Annotated in this window: 12 protein-coding genes, 1 tRNA gene and 1 pseudogene; 10 read left to right on the top strand and 4 right to left on the bottom strand. The window is 68.8% G+C overall.

The annotated features are described in order from the left end of the window. Nucleotides 1-2: 2 nt before the first annotated feature. A pseudogene (locus BN1313_RS12165) lies at nucleotides 3-2,540 on the top strand (TonB-dependent receptor); the annotation flags it as partial. 39 nt (nucleotides 2,541-2,579) lie between these two features. Here the strand turns inward: BN1313_RS12165 and BN1313_RS12160 are convergent. Further along, nucleotides 2,580-3,200, bottom strand: a complete 621-nt coding sequence (locus BN1313_RS12160; protein ID WP_091740983.1) for a TIGR02466 family protein — start codon at nucleotides 3,198-3,200, stop codon at nucleotides 2,580-2,582. A 188-nt stretch (nucleotides 3,201-3,388) separates the two neighbouring features. Between BN1313_RS12160 and BN1313_RS12155 the strand changes: the two genes are divergently transcribed. Genes BN1313_RS12155 through BN1313_RS12135 form a run of 5 tightly spaced genes read left to right on the top strand, consistent with a single transcriptional unit; the run spans nucleotide 3,389 to nucleotide 7,427 of the window. Beyond that, nucleotides 3,389-4,747 (top strand): cytochrome P450, encoded by a 1,359-nt coding sequence (locus tag BN1313_RS12155; protein ID WP_218054362.1) that lies wholly within the window; start codon nucleotides 3,389-3,391, stop codon nucleotides 4,745-4,747. Between the two features lie 28 nt (nucleotides 4,748-4,775). Then, the gene (locus tag BN1313_RS12150; protein WP_176695996.1) at nucleotides 4,776-5,705 is read left to right on the top strand and encodes a lysophospholipid acyltransferase family protein; all 930 of its coding nucleotides are present in this window, start codon (nucleotides 4,776-4,778) and stop codon (nucleotides 5,703-5,705) included. Between the two features lie 8 nt (nucleotides 5,706-5,713). Then, on the top strand, nucleotides 5,714-6,583 hold the full coding sequence (locus tag BN1313_RS12145; RefSeq protein WP_245620184.1) for an alpha/beta hydrolase: 870 nt from the start codon (nucleotides 5,714-5,716) through the stop codon (nucleotides 6,581-6,583). A 35-nt stretch (nucleotides 6,584-6,618) separates the two neighbouring features. Next, nucleotides 6,619-6,978, top strand: a complete 360-nt coding sequence (panD, locus tag BN1313_RS12140; protein WP_091740972.1) for an aspartate 1-decarboxylase — start codon at nucleotides 6,619-6,621, stop codon at nucleotides 6,976-6,978. Next, nucleotides 6,978-7,427 carry a hypothetical protein gene (locus BN1313_RS12135; protein WP_091740969.1) on the top strand — a complete coding sequence of 150 codons (450 nt, stop codon included), beginning with the start codon at nucleotides 6,978-6,980 and terminating at the stop codon, nucleotides 7,425-7,427. Before panD ends, BN1313_RS12135 begins: the two co-directional genes overlap by 1 nt. Here BN1313_RS12135 and BN1313_RS12130 read toward each other — a convergent pair. After that, nucleotides 7,424-8,164 carry an SIMPL domain-containing protein gene (locus tag BN1313_RS12130; RefSeq protein WP_176695995.1) on the bottom strand — a complete coding sequence of 247 codons (741 nt, stop codon included), beginning with the start codon at nucleotides 8,162-8,164 and terminating at the stop codon, nucleotides 7,424-7,426. The genes BN1313_RS12135 and BN1313_RS12130 overlap by 4 nt on opposite strands. Nucleotides 8,165-8,265: 101 nt before the next feature. Here BN1313_RS12130 and BN1313_RS12125 point away from each other — a divergent pair. The 3 genes from BN1313_RS12125 (at nucleotide 8,266) to BN1313_RS12115 (ending at nucleotide 10,072) form a co-directional block, all read left to right on the top strand. Then, nucleotides 8,266-8,341, top strand: a tRNA-Ile gene (locus tag BN1313_RS12125). A gap of 127 nt (nucleotides 8,342-8,468) precedes the next feature. Beyond that, nucleotides 8,469-9,731 (top strand): MFS transporter, encoded by a 1,263-nt coding sequence (locus tag BN1313_RS12120; RefSeq protein WP_091740963.1) that lies wholly within the window; start codon nucleotides 8,469-8,471, stop codon nucleotides 9,729-9,731. Nucleotides 9,732-9,787: 56 nt separating this feature from the next. Next, nucleotides 9,788-10,072 carry a DUF1330 domain-containing protein gene (locus BN1313_RS12115; protein ID WP_091740960.1) on the top strand — a complete coding sequence of 95 codons (285 nt, stop codon included), beginning with the start codon at nucleotides 9,788-9,790 and terminating at the stop codon, nucleotides 10,070-10,072. Between the two features lie 7 nt (nucleotides 10,073-10,079). On the opposite strand, the gene BN1313_RS12110 is transcribed toward BN1313_RS12115, so the two are convergent. Then, entirely contained in the window at nucleotides 10,080-12,068 is a 1,989-nt protein-coding gene (locus tag BN1313_RS12110; protein ID WP_091740957.1) for a S9 family peptidase, read from the bottom strand. A 208-nt stretch (nucleotides 12,069-12,276) separates the two neighbouring features. After that, nucleotides 12,277-12,840, bottom strand: coding sequence for a hypothetical protein (locus BN1313_RS12105; protein WP_091740954.1), 564 nt, complete (start codon nucleotides 12,838-12,840; stop codon nucleotides 12,277-12,279). Nucleotides 12,841-12,970: 130 nt separating this feature from the next. On the opposite strand from BN1313_RS12105, the gene BN1313_RS16605 reads away from it, so the two are divergent. Further along, nucleotides 12,971-13,630, top strand: a complete 660-nt coding sequence (locus BN1313_RS16605) for a hypothetical protein (RefSeq protein WP_176695994.1) — start codon at nucleotides 12,971-12,973, stop codon at nucleotides 13,628-13,630. Nucleotides 13,631-13,634: the final 4 nt, after the last annotated feature.

Below are 13,634 nucleotides of genomic sequence, written 5' to 3'. Positions count from 1 at the left end.
TCCTGCTGGGCGCGAGCGCGCTTTCGGCGCCGGGTCTGGCGTTCGGCCAAGAGGTCGACGAGATCGTCATCACCGGCCAGCGCCAGGCGCAGCAGGCCGCCATCGAAGCCAAGCGCACCGAGTTCGTGGTCGCCGATGTCATCTCGGCCGACGACATCGGCAAGATGCCCGACCACAACACCGCCGCCGCCTTGCGCCGCATCCCGGGCATCTCGGTCATGGAAGACCAGGGCGAGCCGCGCTTCCAGGTCGTCCGCGGCCTGCGCTCGACCTACAACCGCACCACCATAGACGGCGCCATCGTCTCGTCGGTGGACGAAAGCGGCCGGACCGTGCCGCTCGACATCGTGCCCTCGGTGATGGTCGGCAAGCTGGAAGTCATCAAGACGGTGACCCCGGAGAACGACGGCAACGCCATCGGCGGGGTGATCAACGTCGAGACGCGCAGCGCCTTCGACCACGCTGGTCCGTTCGTCAGCGCCATGGGCTCGCTCGGCTTCTATGAGCGCTCGGGCGACGTGCGCAACGACAAGCAATCCTACCGGGCCTCCTTCGCGGCGGGCACGACCTTCGGCGCCCAGGAGGAATGGGGCGTGGTGGTCGGCGGCTCGCTGGAGCAGCTGGACTACGACATCCCGCAGGTGGAATCGCAGGACCCATCGGTCCGCGAATACACCGCCGCTGGCGCGCCTGTCGCGTCGGGCGCGCCGACTGGCAACGGCATCCAGGTGCCGACCTATCAGCGCCTCTTCTGGTACAACAACACCAAGCAGCGCCGCGGGGCGAACGCCAAGCTCGAGTATCGCCCGACCGACACGTTTCGGTGGGAGGCTTCGGGCCTCTTTGCGAGCATGCAAGACGACGAAGAGCGGATCGAGTTCCGCATCGAGCCGCTCGGCGCCGTCGCCAACCAGACCCCGACCAGCGGGTCCTTCGCCCGCGGTCGCGCCGTGATCCAGCTGAACCAGCCGGTGACCAAGCGCGACATCGCCATGGCCCGCACCGGCGCAGAGTGGAAGTTCGCCGAGCACTGGGTCGCCGACGGCGACCTCGTCTATTCAAAGGCCGAGTTGAGCACGCCCAACGAGTCGGTGGAGTTCCGCACGGTCGACGCGCAAGGGGCGAACTACGCGTTCACCTATGACACGACGAACCCGCTGTTCCCGGTGTTCACGCCGATCAATGAGGCGGCGATCCGCAACCCGGCCAACTTCACCCTTCAGCAGCACCGCGCCGCGATCACCGCCACCGACGAGAAGGTGACGCAGGGTCGCGTGAACTTCGCCTTCGACCAGGGCGCGATGGACAACCGTTTCCAGGCCAAGTTCGGCGGCCTGCTGCGGTCATCGACACGTGACTTCCTGAACGCCCAGACCAACTACCGCTTCGCCTACACCCTGGACCAGGTCTCGGCTCTGGGCCCGCAGGCGCTGATCGCTGACCGCTACCTGCTGTCGCCGCGTATCGACGCCGACAAGGCCGAAGCCTTCATCCGCGCCAACATCGGCCGTTTCACCGCCACCACCTCGCCGCGAACCGGCGACTATCAAGTCAAGGAAGACATCTACGCCGGCTATGCGCAGGCCAGCTACAAGACCGGCCCGCTGACCGTTCTGGGCGGCGTGCGTTATGAGAAGACTAAGGTCTCCTCCGACGCGGTGCGAACCGTGGGTTCGACCCTGACCCCGGTCAGCAACGAGGGCGCCTACGGAAACTGGCTTCCCAGCCTGCACCTGACCTGGGATGTGGCGTCCAACATCATCGTCCGCGCCGCCTGGACCAACACCATCGGTCGGCCGGACTTCGGCTCGCTGGCGGCCAACGAGAACGTCAGCTTCGACGGCAGCCAACCGACGGTCAGCCGCGGCAACCCGAACCTGAAGCCCCGCGATAGCGAAGGTTTTGACCTGTCGGTCGAGTTCTACCCGCGCGACGGTCTGGTCTCGCTGGCGGTGTTCCAGAAGGACATCAAGAACGAGATATTCACGCTGACCTCGACGCAGAATATCGACGTCGGCCGGGGCGTGGAGGCCGTGACGGTCTCGACGCCGACCAACGCGCAGGCCGCGAAGATCAAGGGCGTGGAGTTCGCTATCCAGCAGGCCTTCACCTTCCTGCCCACGCCGTTCGACGGCTTCGGCTTCAACGGCAACATCACGCTGCTCGACACGAAGTTCACCTATCTGACGGCGGCCGGTCCTCGGACGACGGGCCTGTTCCAGCAGCCCGAGATCACCACGAACATGGCGGTCTACTATCAGCGCGGGCCGTTCGAGGCCCGGGTCAGCCACAACTACATCGGCGGCCAGCTGGAAACGATCAACGACGCCAACCCGAACTCTGACCAGTACTGGAAGGGCCGGCACCTGTTCGACGCCTCGGTCTCGTACCGCCTGACCGACAGAATCAGCCTGTTCGCCGAGGGCCAGAACCTGTCGAACACCGGCCGCCAGGAAGTGACCGGCCCGACGCGTCGCAACCTGCAGGAGTGGGCCAACTATGGCCGCACCTACTGGGTCGGCGCGACGGTGAACTTCTAAGGCGCGATCCTTGCACTCCTGCGAAGCAGGGAGAGGCCGTCAGCGCCAGCCGTAGTTGAAGCTGATCGAGACCCGCGGGCGGCGCGCGCCGTTCGCGGGGACCTCGTGGCGCAGGAAGCTTTCCCAGAGGTACAGCGTGCCAGCCTGAGGTCGCAGGTAGACGAAGGTCCGATCCTCCTCGGGCGCCTCGCTGAGTCGGGGCGGGGCGGCCATCATCAGGGGCAGCCTGGGGTCTTCGAGCTTGAGCGCGCTCGCGCCCGCAGGCACGTCGACATAATAGGTGCCCGACAGGACGCTGTGCGGGTGGATGTGGCCGGTATGGGCCGCGCCCGGCTTCAGCACATTGATCCAGAGGTCGTCGAGCCGCAGGCGGCCGCCGCCCAGGTTTAGCGAGAGGGCTTCAGCGTAGGCGCGGGCGTGCCTGTCGAGCCTGGTTTTGAGGGCTGCGAAGGCGCTGGCGCGCTGCGGCAGGTCGCTCAGGGACGCGTAGGAGGTGTAGCCGCCATAGCCGTTAGACCGGCACCAGGCGCGCCCGGCGGCGTCTTCGTCAGCCAGCATCTGGCAGGCGTCGACCAGATCGGCGTTGAACTGCGCAAAGCCGCGCTCGCCAGCGAGCTCGGCCTCATAGAGGCGGGTGACGAAAAGGGTGCGCAGCGCCATGCGTTTGGCGCTATCGGCGCGCTGAGGGCTTGTCAAAGGTCTGTTGTTCCGCGGACATGGACTATGGCCGGCCCGGGATTCCCCCGAGTGGCGGCCGCAATGGTCTGGGAGATCGCGTGCCCGGCTATACGCCTCCCTATCCGCCCAGGCCGGCTGGACGCCTTAGCGCGTGGCGGCGTGTACAGCTGATGCGCAAGAACCTGATCAGCGTCTGGGAGGCCGACGCCTTTGTCTGGGGTTTCAGCCCGACGAAGGTACTGAATCGAAATATATTTCTCTGCAACAGTCCGGAGTCGGCGCGCTACGTCTTCAACACAAAAGCCCAGGCCTTTGAGCGCAAGAGCCGCGAGATGCGTCGGATGTTGCGGCCTCTGATCGGCGACGGGCTGTTCATCAGCGAGGGCGCGACCATGCGTCGACGCCGTGCGCTGGTGGCGCCGATCATCCATGCGTCCAAGCTCGCGCAGTTCGCGCCCGTGATGGTCGAGGCCGCCGAGGCGCTTTGCGAGCGGTGGGCGCGCGTCCCAGCTGGCGCGGTGGTCGATGTGCTGGCCGATATGGGGGAGCTGACCGCCGACATCATCTGTCGCAACCTGTTTGGTCGGGCGCTGGGCGCCCACCATGCCCGGGCTATCGTCGGCGGCTTCGCCCGCTACCAGGCGGCGACCGCCGGGATCGACTGGCTGACCGTGGCTGGTGCGCCGGAATGGTTTCCGCGGCCGCCCAACCTTCGCGTGGGTCGGGCGGTGCGCCAGATCAACCGAGTGCTCGACACCATCATCGATGACCTGGACGCCGAACGCGACGCGCCGACCTGCCTGGTCGCCCAGATGATCGCCGCCAGCGAGGCCGATGGCCAGCCGCTGACCCGAGAGGAATTGCGCAACGAGATCGCCGTCCTGTTCATGGCGGGCTACGAGACGACGGCCAATACGCTGGCCTGGACCTGGTTCGTGCTTTCGCAGGATCAGGGGACGCGCGAACGCCTGCAGACGGAGGTCGACGCCAGTCTGGCCGGCCGCCCGCCGACGCTCGACGACGTGGCCAGGCTGCCATTCGTCCAGGCTGTGATCGAGGAGGTCCTGCGGCTCTATCCGCCGGTGCCGCACCTCTCCCGCGAGGCGATCGTCGATGAGGAATTCAACGGCAAGGCGATCCCCAGGGACTCCACCATGCTTGTGGTGCCCTGGCTGCTGCACCGTCATGAAGAGCTGTGGCCGCAGCCCAATGAATTCGATCCGGAACGCTTCATGCCGGGTGGCGTGGGGCCAGTCTCGAAATACGCCTATGTGCCGTTCAGCGCGGGGCCGCGGGTCTGTCCCGGCCAGGCGTTCGGCCTGACCGAGGCGATCCTCTGCGTCGCGGTGATCGCTCAACGGTTCGAGCTGCGGCTCGAGGCTGGCCATGTGGTCGAGCCCGTCTGCCACATGACCCTGCGGCCCGGCGAGCGGCTGCCGATGACGCTGCATCCGCGCGACGGGGTTGTTGCGGTTGGGGCCGTGGCGCCCGCGTCGGCGCCTTCGCGCTGCCCCTTCGGGCATGGCTGAGGCGCGTCCCGCCCTGCAAGAGGCGTTGGTGAGGCTCTCCAATCGGGTGTTTGGCGCCATGGCGCGGCTTGGCGGCGTCGACATCGCCTCGGCGGCGGGCGCAGGGCTCGGCGTGCTGGTCGCCGTGGTCGTTCGGGGCTTCGACTATCGCCGCGCCGACGCCCGCGCCCGCGCCAACTGGCGCCGTTGCAGGCCCGACGCCGCCGGCGCGGCGGAGACCCACGCCGCCATGAGACGGATGTGGCGCGGCATGGGGCGCACGCTTACGGAAATCTACCTGCTGGAGCGCTTGCTCGACCGGGTGGGCGTCGAAGGCGAAGCGCACCTGCGGGCGGCGCAGGCTGGCGGCGCGCCGGTGCTGGTCGCGCCGCTGCACATGGGGAACTGGGAGCTGCTACCGGCCATGCTGCCCCGGCTGGGCTGCCGCGCCCTTGGGCCGCACCAGCCGCCGCGCAGCGCCGCGGACTACGCCCTGATCAGCGGCGCGCGGGACCGGGCGGGCACGCTCACCTTCCCGGCGTGGCCGGGGGGGATGAAGCGCTTGCAGCGATGCCTGACGGGTGGGGAGCGGGCGGCCTGGCTGTTCGTCGATGATTTCCTGGGCGGACGCGTGAATGCGCCGAGGCTTGATCGGCCTGGGCGGTTGGCGGGAAACCTCAGGATCGCGGCGCGACTGGGGGTGACCACCGGCGCCGCCATCGTGCCGGCCTATATGTTGCGCACCCATGGCGCGCATTTCCGGCTGGTCTTCCTCGAGCCCTTCCGCATGACGACGTCGGACACCCGCGGGCCGGGATTCGAGGCGGAGCTGGATCGATTGAACGCCGTTTACGAAGCTGTGGTGATCGAACACTTCGATCAATGGTTCTGGGCGCCCCAGTTCGGCGCTCGGGAAGATCAGGCCGACGCGCCGGCGCCGATGAGCGGCCCGCTGCTGGATGGCGAGAGCGAAGGCTGAACCTGGTTTTGCGTCTGTCTCCGATCCTCGCCGCCTGCGCGGCCACGCTTGCAGCGGCCTGCGCCCCCCTGACGCTGTTCGCCACCCTGGCCCCCAAGGACCCCGCCGCGGTGGTCGAGCGCGGGACGGCCTATGGCTCAGACCCGCGCCAGCGCCTTGATGTCTACGCCCCGAAGCGGCGCATGAAGGCCGCGCCCATGGCGGTGTTCTTCTATGGCGGCGGCTGGGATAGCGGGCGGCGCAAGGACTATGGCTGGGTCGGCCACGCGCTCGCCGCCCAGGGCTTTGTGACGATCGTCGCCGACTATCGCGTCTATCCGCAGGTGCGCTACCCGGGCTTTCTGGAGGACGGCGCGCAGGCGGTGCGCTGGGCCGTCGATCATGGTCCGGCGATCGGTGGCGACCCCACGCGGATCGTTCTCATCGGCCACTCGTCCGGCGCCTATAACGCCGTGATGCTGGCGCTGGACCCGCGCTTCCTGAGGGCGGCCGGCGTTGATCCCGGGGCCATCCGCGCCGTGGCGGGCCTGGCTGGGCCCTACGACTTCCTGCCGCTGGAAGGCCCGATCACCAGCCGCACCTTCGGCCACGTCGCAGATCTGGAGGCGACGCAGCCGATGACTTTTGCGCGGACGGGCGCGGTCGCCTCCCTGCCGCCGGCGTTCCTGGCCACCGGATCGGAGGACAAGGTGGTCTATCCGCGCAACACTCACGCCCTGGCCGGCGTGCTGAGGGCCCGCGGCGTCCCCGTGGAGGAAAAGACCTATGAGGGGCTCGACCACCCCAGGCTGGTGCTGGCCCTGTCGCGTCCGCTGCGCAAGCGCGCTCCGGTGCTGGCGGATATGACCGCCTTCCTGCGGGCGCAGACCGTACGCTGATTGAAGCGCAGACGTGGGATCCGTATATCCACCCCATGCAACTGACGATGATGCGCGCCAAGCTTCACCGCGCGACGGTGACCCAGTCGGACCTCGACTATGAGGGCTCGATCTCCATCGACGCTGATCTGCTGGAGGCCTCGGGCATCCTCGCCAACGAGCAGGTGGATGTGCTGAACATCGCCAATGGCGCGCGCTTCACCACCTATGCGATCGCCGCGCCGCGCGGCGGCGGCACGATCGGCGTCAACGGCGCGGCCGCGCGGCTGGTGCAGAAAGGCGATAAGGTGATCATCGTCGCCTACGGCCAGATGCCGGCCGAAGAGGCGCAGAACTATGCGCCGACCGTCGTGCTTCTAGGCGAGGGGAACGCGATCAAGAAGGCTGCCGACTGATGCGTATCGTCCTTGCCGCCGCGCTGGCGCTGATGCTCGCTGCGTGCGGCCCCCGGCTGCCGGACGGGGTGTCGAAGGAGACCCTGGACGGGGCCGTCGCGCGGGCCATCGGCGATCCCAACACCTGCGTGCTGATCGCGGACGCCAAGTCCGGCCGACAGATCTATCGCTACAACGACCACGCCGCGTGCGACGCCAAGCTGCCAGCCTGTGAGACGCCGGAGACCCGGGACACAGGCGCCTTGCTGGAGGCCGTGGCCCGCGACGGCCGGCCGCGCCGGTTGAGCTGCAACACCGTCGCAGACGCCTCGCGCGGCGTCGGCTGGGCGGCCGGCCCGGTTCCGGGCCGACCGCTGGTCTACGCCGCCGTCATGGAGGGCGATCGCGCCTTCCCCGGCCTGATGATGGCCGACCGGCTGGAACGCGCCTTCAAGCGCGCTGGGTTCTAGCGCGACAGCTCGTAGAGCCCCGTCACGTCGATCCGCACGGAGAGCTGGCCGCCGGCCACCGGCGTGCCGGCGTCGAAGGACTCGCGCTTGGCCATGGCCATCATCGGCATGGGCGGGGCCGGGGTGTAGCCGCCGCCTTCGCTCAGCGACACCAGCCGGCTGACGCGGTAGCCCGTGGCCCTGGCGTAGAGATCGGCCTTGGCCGCCAGCGCCTTGACGGCGTCTTCGCGCGCGGCGTTCTCGGCGGCCGAGGGGTCGTCGAGGCCAAAGGCGATGCCGTTCACCTGGTTGGCGCCCGAGGCCACGACCGCATCGACGGCGGGGCCAAGCCTGGCCAGGTCCAGCACGCGGACCGTCACCTGGTTAGAGACCTGGTATCCGGTCAGCTTCGGCGGCTGGTTCTCGGCGTATTGATACTGGGCCGAGAGGTTCAGGTTCGAGGTCTGGATGTCCTTGGCGGCGATGCCGGCCTTGCCAAGCGCGCTCATCACGGCGGTCATCTTCTGCGCATTGGCGCGCATGGCCGCCGCCGCCGTCGGCGCCTCGGTCATGACGCCCAGGTTGATGGTGGCCATGTCGGGGGCGACGCGGGTCTCGCCGTAGGCCGAGAGGTTGAAGGTGGTGGCGCGGAACATGGTGTCGGCGGCAGGCGCCGTCTGCGCCAGGGCCGTCGTCGCGGGCAACGCCGCCGTGGCCATCAAGCCAGCCAGGGCGGCGGCGCGAAACAGGGTCTTCATGGAGGTCTCCTCGAACGTATGAGCCGTCGTTGTGGCTGAGCTTACCTGAACGCAGCCTTTATGGCCCGTGCAGCCCATGGTAACGCGCAAGTTCGCTGCAGGGGCCTGTAGCTCAATGGTTAGAGCCGACCGCTCATAACGGTCTGGTTGCAGGTTCGAGTCCTGCCGGGCCCACCAGCGCGTCGATCGGTATGCGCTGCCGATGGTGGACGATCGCCGCCTGGCGCTCTAAGCGGAGGGCGGGGGACGGAGCCGTGGCGGAAGTCATCAGGAAGGCCGCGAGCGGCATGCGGACGAGGGCGCTGTGAAGCTGTCGCGTCTGGCGTTTGCGACCGTGTTCGCCTGTAACTTCATCATGGCGATCGGCCACCAGGGTCTGATGTCCGTGCTTCCGGGCGTGGGCCGGACCATGGGCCTGCCCGATGCGCTGATTTCGGCGGCGTTCGGGACCTCCTCGCTGTGCATCGTCCTGATGTCGGCCTTCTGGGCGCGGACCTCCGACCGGCTGGGGCGCAAGCCGGTGATGCTGGTGGGCCTGGGCGGCTTCACCGTCTCGATGGTCCTCTGCGCGGCCGTGGTGGCGGCCGGGACGCACAAGCTCGCCCCCTGGTTCATCATCGCGCCCTGCCTGATCGCGGCGAGGTCGGTGTTCGGCCTGGTGGGCAGCGCGATCATGCCATCCTCGCAGGCCTTCGTCACCGAGCGCACGCCGCGGGACGACCGGGCCAAGGCGATCGCCGGCCTGGCCGGGGCCGGCAGCATGGGGACGATCATCGGCCCGGTGCTGGCGCCCTTCCTGATCCTGCCGTTCGTCGGCTTCTCCGGGCCGATGCTGATCTTCGCCGTGCTGTCGGCCGGGGCGGCGGTGCTGGTGGCGGCGAACCTGCGCGAAGGGCCCAGGCTGGAGGAGGAGCCGGCGTTCGTCGCCGGCGGGGCGAGCGCGGCCGCCCTGGCGAAGACGCCGTTCTGGAAGGACGGGCGGATCATGCCGTTCGTGGTGGTCGGCATCGCCACCGGCGTCGGCCAAGGCGCGCTGGGCCAGATGCTGCCCTTCCTGATCATCGACACGGTGAAGGGCGACCTGATGGAGGCGCAGCATTCCATCGCCATCGCCTTGATGATCGGCGCGGTCGCCGGCCTGACCGGGCAGTGGGGGCTGATCCGCATCTTCCGGATGAAGCCCAACCACCTGATCCTCTGGGGCGGGGGGATCGCCCTCCTGGGCGCGCTGGTGCTGCTGGCCGCCAGCCAGTTTACGATGATCGTCGCGGGCTTCGCCATCTGCTGCGTCGGCTTCAGCTTCGTGCGGCCGGGCTATACGGCGGGGATGTCGCTGGCGGTGAGCCTGGGCGAGCAGGGGCGGGTCGCCGGGATCGCCGGCGCCGTCGGCGGCGCGCTGAACATCATGTCGCCGCTGTTCGTCGGACTCTACCAGCTGAGCCATAACCTGCCCTTCGCAGTCACCGCCGCCCTGATCGGGGCAGGCTTTGTCTACAGCCTGTTCAAGCCGGCGCTTCGCACCGCGGGATTGACGCCGCGTCCAGCGTCGGCGCCCGCCGCCGGCTAGAGAGACGCCACTCGAGGGCCGCCAGCGGTCCTCATCCCTCAAGAGGACCACCAGCCATGAGCGCCTACATCATCGCCATCCGCGACGAGACCACCGACGCCGAGGGCATGGCCGCCTATAGCGCCGCCGTCGGCGCCGCGCGTCGCCCGGACATGAAGGCGCTGGCCGCCAACGGCCGCGTCGAGGCGCTGGAAGGCGCGCCGGCCGAAGGCGTCGTCCTCCTCGAGTTCCCGACCTTCGAGGACGCCAAGGCATGGTACGACAGCCCCGCCTACCAGGCGGCGCGCGAACACCGCCTGGGCGCGGCGACCTTCCGCTTCCTGCTGATCCAGGGGCTCTAGCCTTCCCTCACGGCTTCGGCAGGTTCTCGATCCGCACCTCGGGCAGGTCGTCGGCCGGGGTGAACTTGAAGACCCGGCCGTAGAAGTAGAGCTCGGCCTCCTTGGCGGCGATGATGTTCTCCGCGCGGCGGAAGCCGTGGCTTTCGCCGGCGAACTCCATGTAGGCGATCGGCTGCTGGCGCTCGCGCAGGGCGCCCAGGATCATGTGCGCCTGGTTGGGCGGCACGATGGGGTCGTCGGCGCCCTGGAAGACGATCAGCGGCGTGCGGAAGCCTTCCAGGTGGTTGAGCGGCGAGCGGGCCTTGTAGACGGCCTGGGCGGCCGGATAGGGGCCGATCAGGTTGTCGAGGTAGCGGCTCTCGAACTTGTGGGTGTCGTGGGCCAGGGCCTCGAGGTCGGCGATGCCGTAGAAGCTGGCGCCGGCCGAAAAGACGTCGCTCTGCGACAGGGCGGCCAGCACCGTGAAGCCGCCGGCGCTGCCGCCGTGGATGGCGACGCGGTCGGGATCGGCCAGGCCCTGGGCGGTGAGGTGGCGGACGGCGGCGATCACGTCCTCGACGTCGACGACGCCCCACTGGCCGTTCAGGCGCTGGCGATAGGCGCGTCCATAGCCGGAGGAGCCGCCGTAATCGACATCGACGACGGCGAAGCCGCGGTTGGTCCAGTACTGGTTGGCCAGGCTGAAGGCGGCCGAGGCCTTGCCCGTCGGGCCGCCGTGGACCTGGACGATGAGGGGCGGCGCCTCGCCCTCAGGCGCCGTGAAATCGGCGTTGGCCGGGGGATAGTAGAGGGCGTGGACCTCGCGGCCGTCGGGGCCGGGGAAGGTGATGGCCTGGGCGACCGAGACGTGGCGCGGCGCCAGCTGGGCCGGCGAGGGGCGGCGGACCACGGTGGCCTGGCCGGTCTCCAGCTCGACCGTCGCCACCGCCGAGGTCTCGACGCCGGAGGCGCCGGTCAGCGCCAGGGTCTGGGCGTCCAGCAGATGGATCGCGCCGATGACCGTGAAGGGCAGGGCGATCTCGCGCACGGAACCCGCGGCGGGGTCGATCACCGCCAGCTGGTCGCCGTGGGCGGCGCCATAGACGCAGGCGATCCGGCCGTCATCGAGGACGACGTAGTTGGATTGCCCCAGGCCCCAGAGCGGGCGGGCGAACTCGGCGTCCATGGGCAGGACCGGCTCGGCCGTCTCGCTGCGCAGGACATAGAGGTTCCAGAAGCCGGTGCGGTCGGAGATGAAGTAGAGGGCGCCGTCCAGCCCCCACTGCGGCTCCATCACCGCCTCCGCCCCGCCGCCGGCGACCAGCCGGACATTGGCGAGGCCGTCCGCGCCAAGGTCGGCCACATAGAGCCGGGTGTCGTCCCACGGCATGTTGGGATGATCCCAGGCCATCCAGGCCAGGCGCGCGCCGTCGCGGCTGACGCGCGGATAGGCCACGAAATCGCTGTCGCCGAACAGCACGCGGCCGGCGTCGCCGGCGGCCCCTGATAGCGCGACGATGGCGTTCCTGACGTCGGCCGGATCGGTGTGATCCTCGCGCACGCCGATCAGCCCGCCGCCGAATGCGAGGGTGGGGGCGGCGACATAGTCAGCGTAGCGGTAGCCGGCGGGCGTCAGCGGAACGGGGGCGGCGTCGCGGTCGCTCAGGGCCTGGGCGTGCAGCCGCTGGTCGGCGAAGTTGGAGAAATAGAGGGTGTCGCCGACGACCAGGTAGGACGCCCCGCCATATTCATGCACGCGGGTGCGGACGTTGAAGCCTTCCGGCGTCAGCGCCCGCGCGTCGCCCGCGTCGCCGCCAGTGTCGCTGCCTGCGTCGCCGGTCATGACCACCAGCCGCCCGCCCTCGTCGGGCCGGTTCTCCAGCCAGTAGAGCCGGCCGTCCGCCGCCCGCAGGTCCGAGACCCCGATGGCCGACTTGGCCAGGCTCTCCGCCGAAATCGGCGAGGCCCAGGCGCCATAGGGGCTGACCGTGGGGGTGGGGTCGGACGTCGAGGCCATGCCGTTCAGCTCCTGGGAGGCGGGTCCGCCCGCAGCCCGCTAGCTAGCCATCGCCGCGGGGCGGTGGCAACGCAGCTTCGCCCTGCGAGCCCTGAAGGGCGCGGCGGCGAGAACGACGCCCATGGGTCGCAAGCCCGGCCGAAGGGCGCGGGCTGGGGGCCGGGATGGAAGCAAAGCCGTGCCGCGCACGGGCGATCAGGACGGGCGATCAGGATGGCGCGCGATTTGCGGGCCGGCCGGGCGGTGGCCCTGCGGCCTTCTGCTCATCCTGCGACGGGGGCAGCCACATCCGCGGAGTCGGCGGCAGGCGCAGGGATTTCCGGATGATCTCGACGCTCTGGGAGACCGAGCGGTCCATGAAACTGTAGTTCGTCGCCTGCTCCGACAGGCAGATCTCCAGCGCCTCGTCCAGCATGGCGGCGTCCTCGCCCTCATGCTCCTGTTCGATGGAGCGGCGCACGGCGGCGCGCACCTGGGCCTTCTTCAGATCGAGCTTCGGCTGGACCCGGCGCTCCAGAACCTCAAGCAGGGGCTGCGCCGAAACGGCGTCCTCGCGCGCCGCCTCGCGCTCGGCGCGCTCCAACCGCTCATGCAGGCTGATGCTCAACCGCACCGATCGCGCGGCGCGATCGTGGGCGGCGGCGTAGGCGATGCGCTGGTCGTGGTCGGTCGCCTTACGGACGCCGACCATCATCTCGCGCGAGACCTCCATGCCAGCCTCGACCAACTCGACGAGCAGGGCTTTGAAGGGGGCGTGGGCGGTGGATTCCATGAGAACATTTATAGAACAAAAGCACGCTAAACGCAATGGCACCTGAATCATGGGGCTTTCGCTGCTGTGACGACGTCCATGCCTCGAGCGCGGACTTTCGCCGCCTAGCTGCAATCCATATGCTGAAGCGATGTCGATCCTTGATCTTGCCCGAGCTTACCACTCAGCCGTTCACGCTGCCTCCGGCGCAGCCGTATCAGCGGAGGAGGAAGCGCAACTGACGACGCCGGTAAGCAATCTGTTCTCCGGAATTGCGGCAGAGGCTGGACTGGGCGATTTTCGGATGATCCGAGAAACGCGCCTTGATCGATCGCGGCCAGACTTCGCTGTCTTGCTCACCCAAGCGGGTCAAACCCGGCAAAAGGGTTTTATCGAACTGAAGGCGCCAAGTATTTCTGTGGATGCCTCAACCTGGTCAGGCCGAAACGCGCGTCAGTGGTCACACATGGCGCATGAGGCGGAAATACTGATCGTCTGCAATGGCGTTCACGCTCAAATCTATCGCGACGGTGAGCCTTACGACGGCCCTGTGGATCTGCCGTTCGCGGCGCCGGACGTGTGGCGCGCAGAGGGCCTCATTCGCCTGCTCCGCCTCTTTGTCGACCTCAATCCTACTCCAATTGTCAGTGTGCGTGACCTATCGGCACGGCTCGCCCTCAGGACGGCCGACCTCCGAGACCGGCTTCTTTGGCTGTTGGATCAATCGGGCCCGGCGGCTGTGGCGGCCCAGGGCGGATCGAGCTTGGAGACAGCACGTCCAGCCGACGGGCACCACCAGAGACTTCGCTGACGGA

This window comes from Phenylobacterium immobile (ATCC 35973) (assembly GCF_001375595.1).
Classification (GTDB): Bacteria; Pseudomonadota; Alphaproteobacteria; order Caulobacterales; family Caulobacteraceae; genus Phenylobacterium; species Phenylobacterium immobile.
The sequence above is the reverse complement of the archived record's forward strand: the minus strand, read 5'-3'. Positions and strand labels throughout refer to the sequence as shown.

Excerpts from the sequence above, each read along its gene's own strand:
- BN1313_RS12160 (WP_091740983.1), bottom strand. The coding sequence starts at position 3,200 with ATGGCGCTGCGCACCCTTTTCGTCACCCGCCTCTATGAGGCCGAGCTC.
- BN1313_RS12155 (WP_218054362.1), top strand. The coding sequence starts at position 3,389 with ATGCGCAAGAACCTGATCAGCGTCTGGGAGGCCGACGCCTTTGTCTGG.
- panD (WP_091740972.1), top strand. The coding sequence starts at position 6,619 with ATGCAACTGACGATGATGCGCGCCAAGCTTCACCGCGCGACGGTGACC.
- BN1313_RS12135 (WP_091740969.1), top strand. The coding sequence starts at position 6,978 with ATGCGTATCGTCCTTGCCGCCGCGCTGGCGCTGATGCTCGCTGCGTGC.
- BN1313_RS12130 (WP_176695995.1), bottom strand. The coding sequence starts at position 8,164 with ATGAAGACCCTGTTTCGCGCCGCCGCCCTGGCTGGCTTGATGGCCACG.
- BN1313_RS12115 (WP_091740960.1), top strand. The coding sequence starts at position 9,788 with ATGAGCGCCTACATCATCGCCATCCGCGACGAGACCACCGACGCCGAG.
- BN1313_RS12110 (WP_091740957.1), bottom strand. The coding sequence starts at position 12,068 with ATGGCCTCGACGTCCGACCCCACCCCCACGGTCAGCCCCTATGGCGCC.
- BN1313_RS12105 (WP_091740954.1), bottom strand. The coding sequence starts at position 12,840 with ATGGAATCCACCGCCCACGCCCCCTTCAAAGCCCTGCTCGTCGAGTTG.
- BN1313_RS16605 (WP_176695994.1), top strand. The coding sequence starts at position 12,971 with ATGTCGATCCTTGATCTTGCCCGAGCTTACCACTCAGCCGTTCACGCT.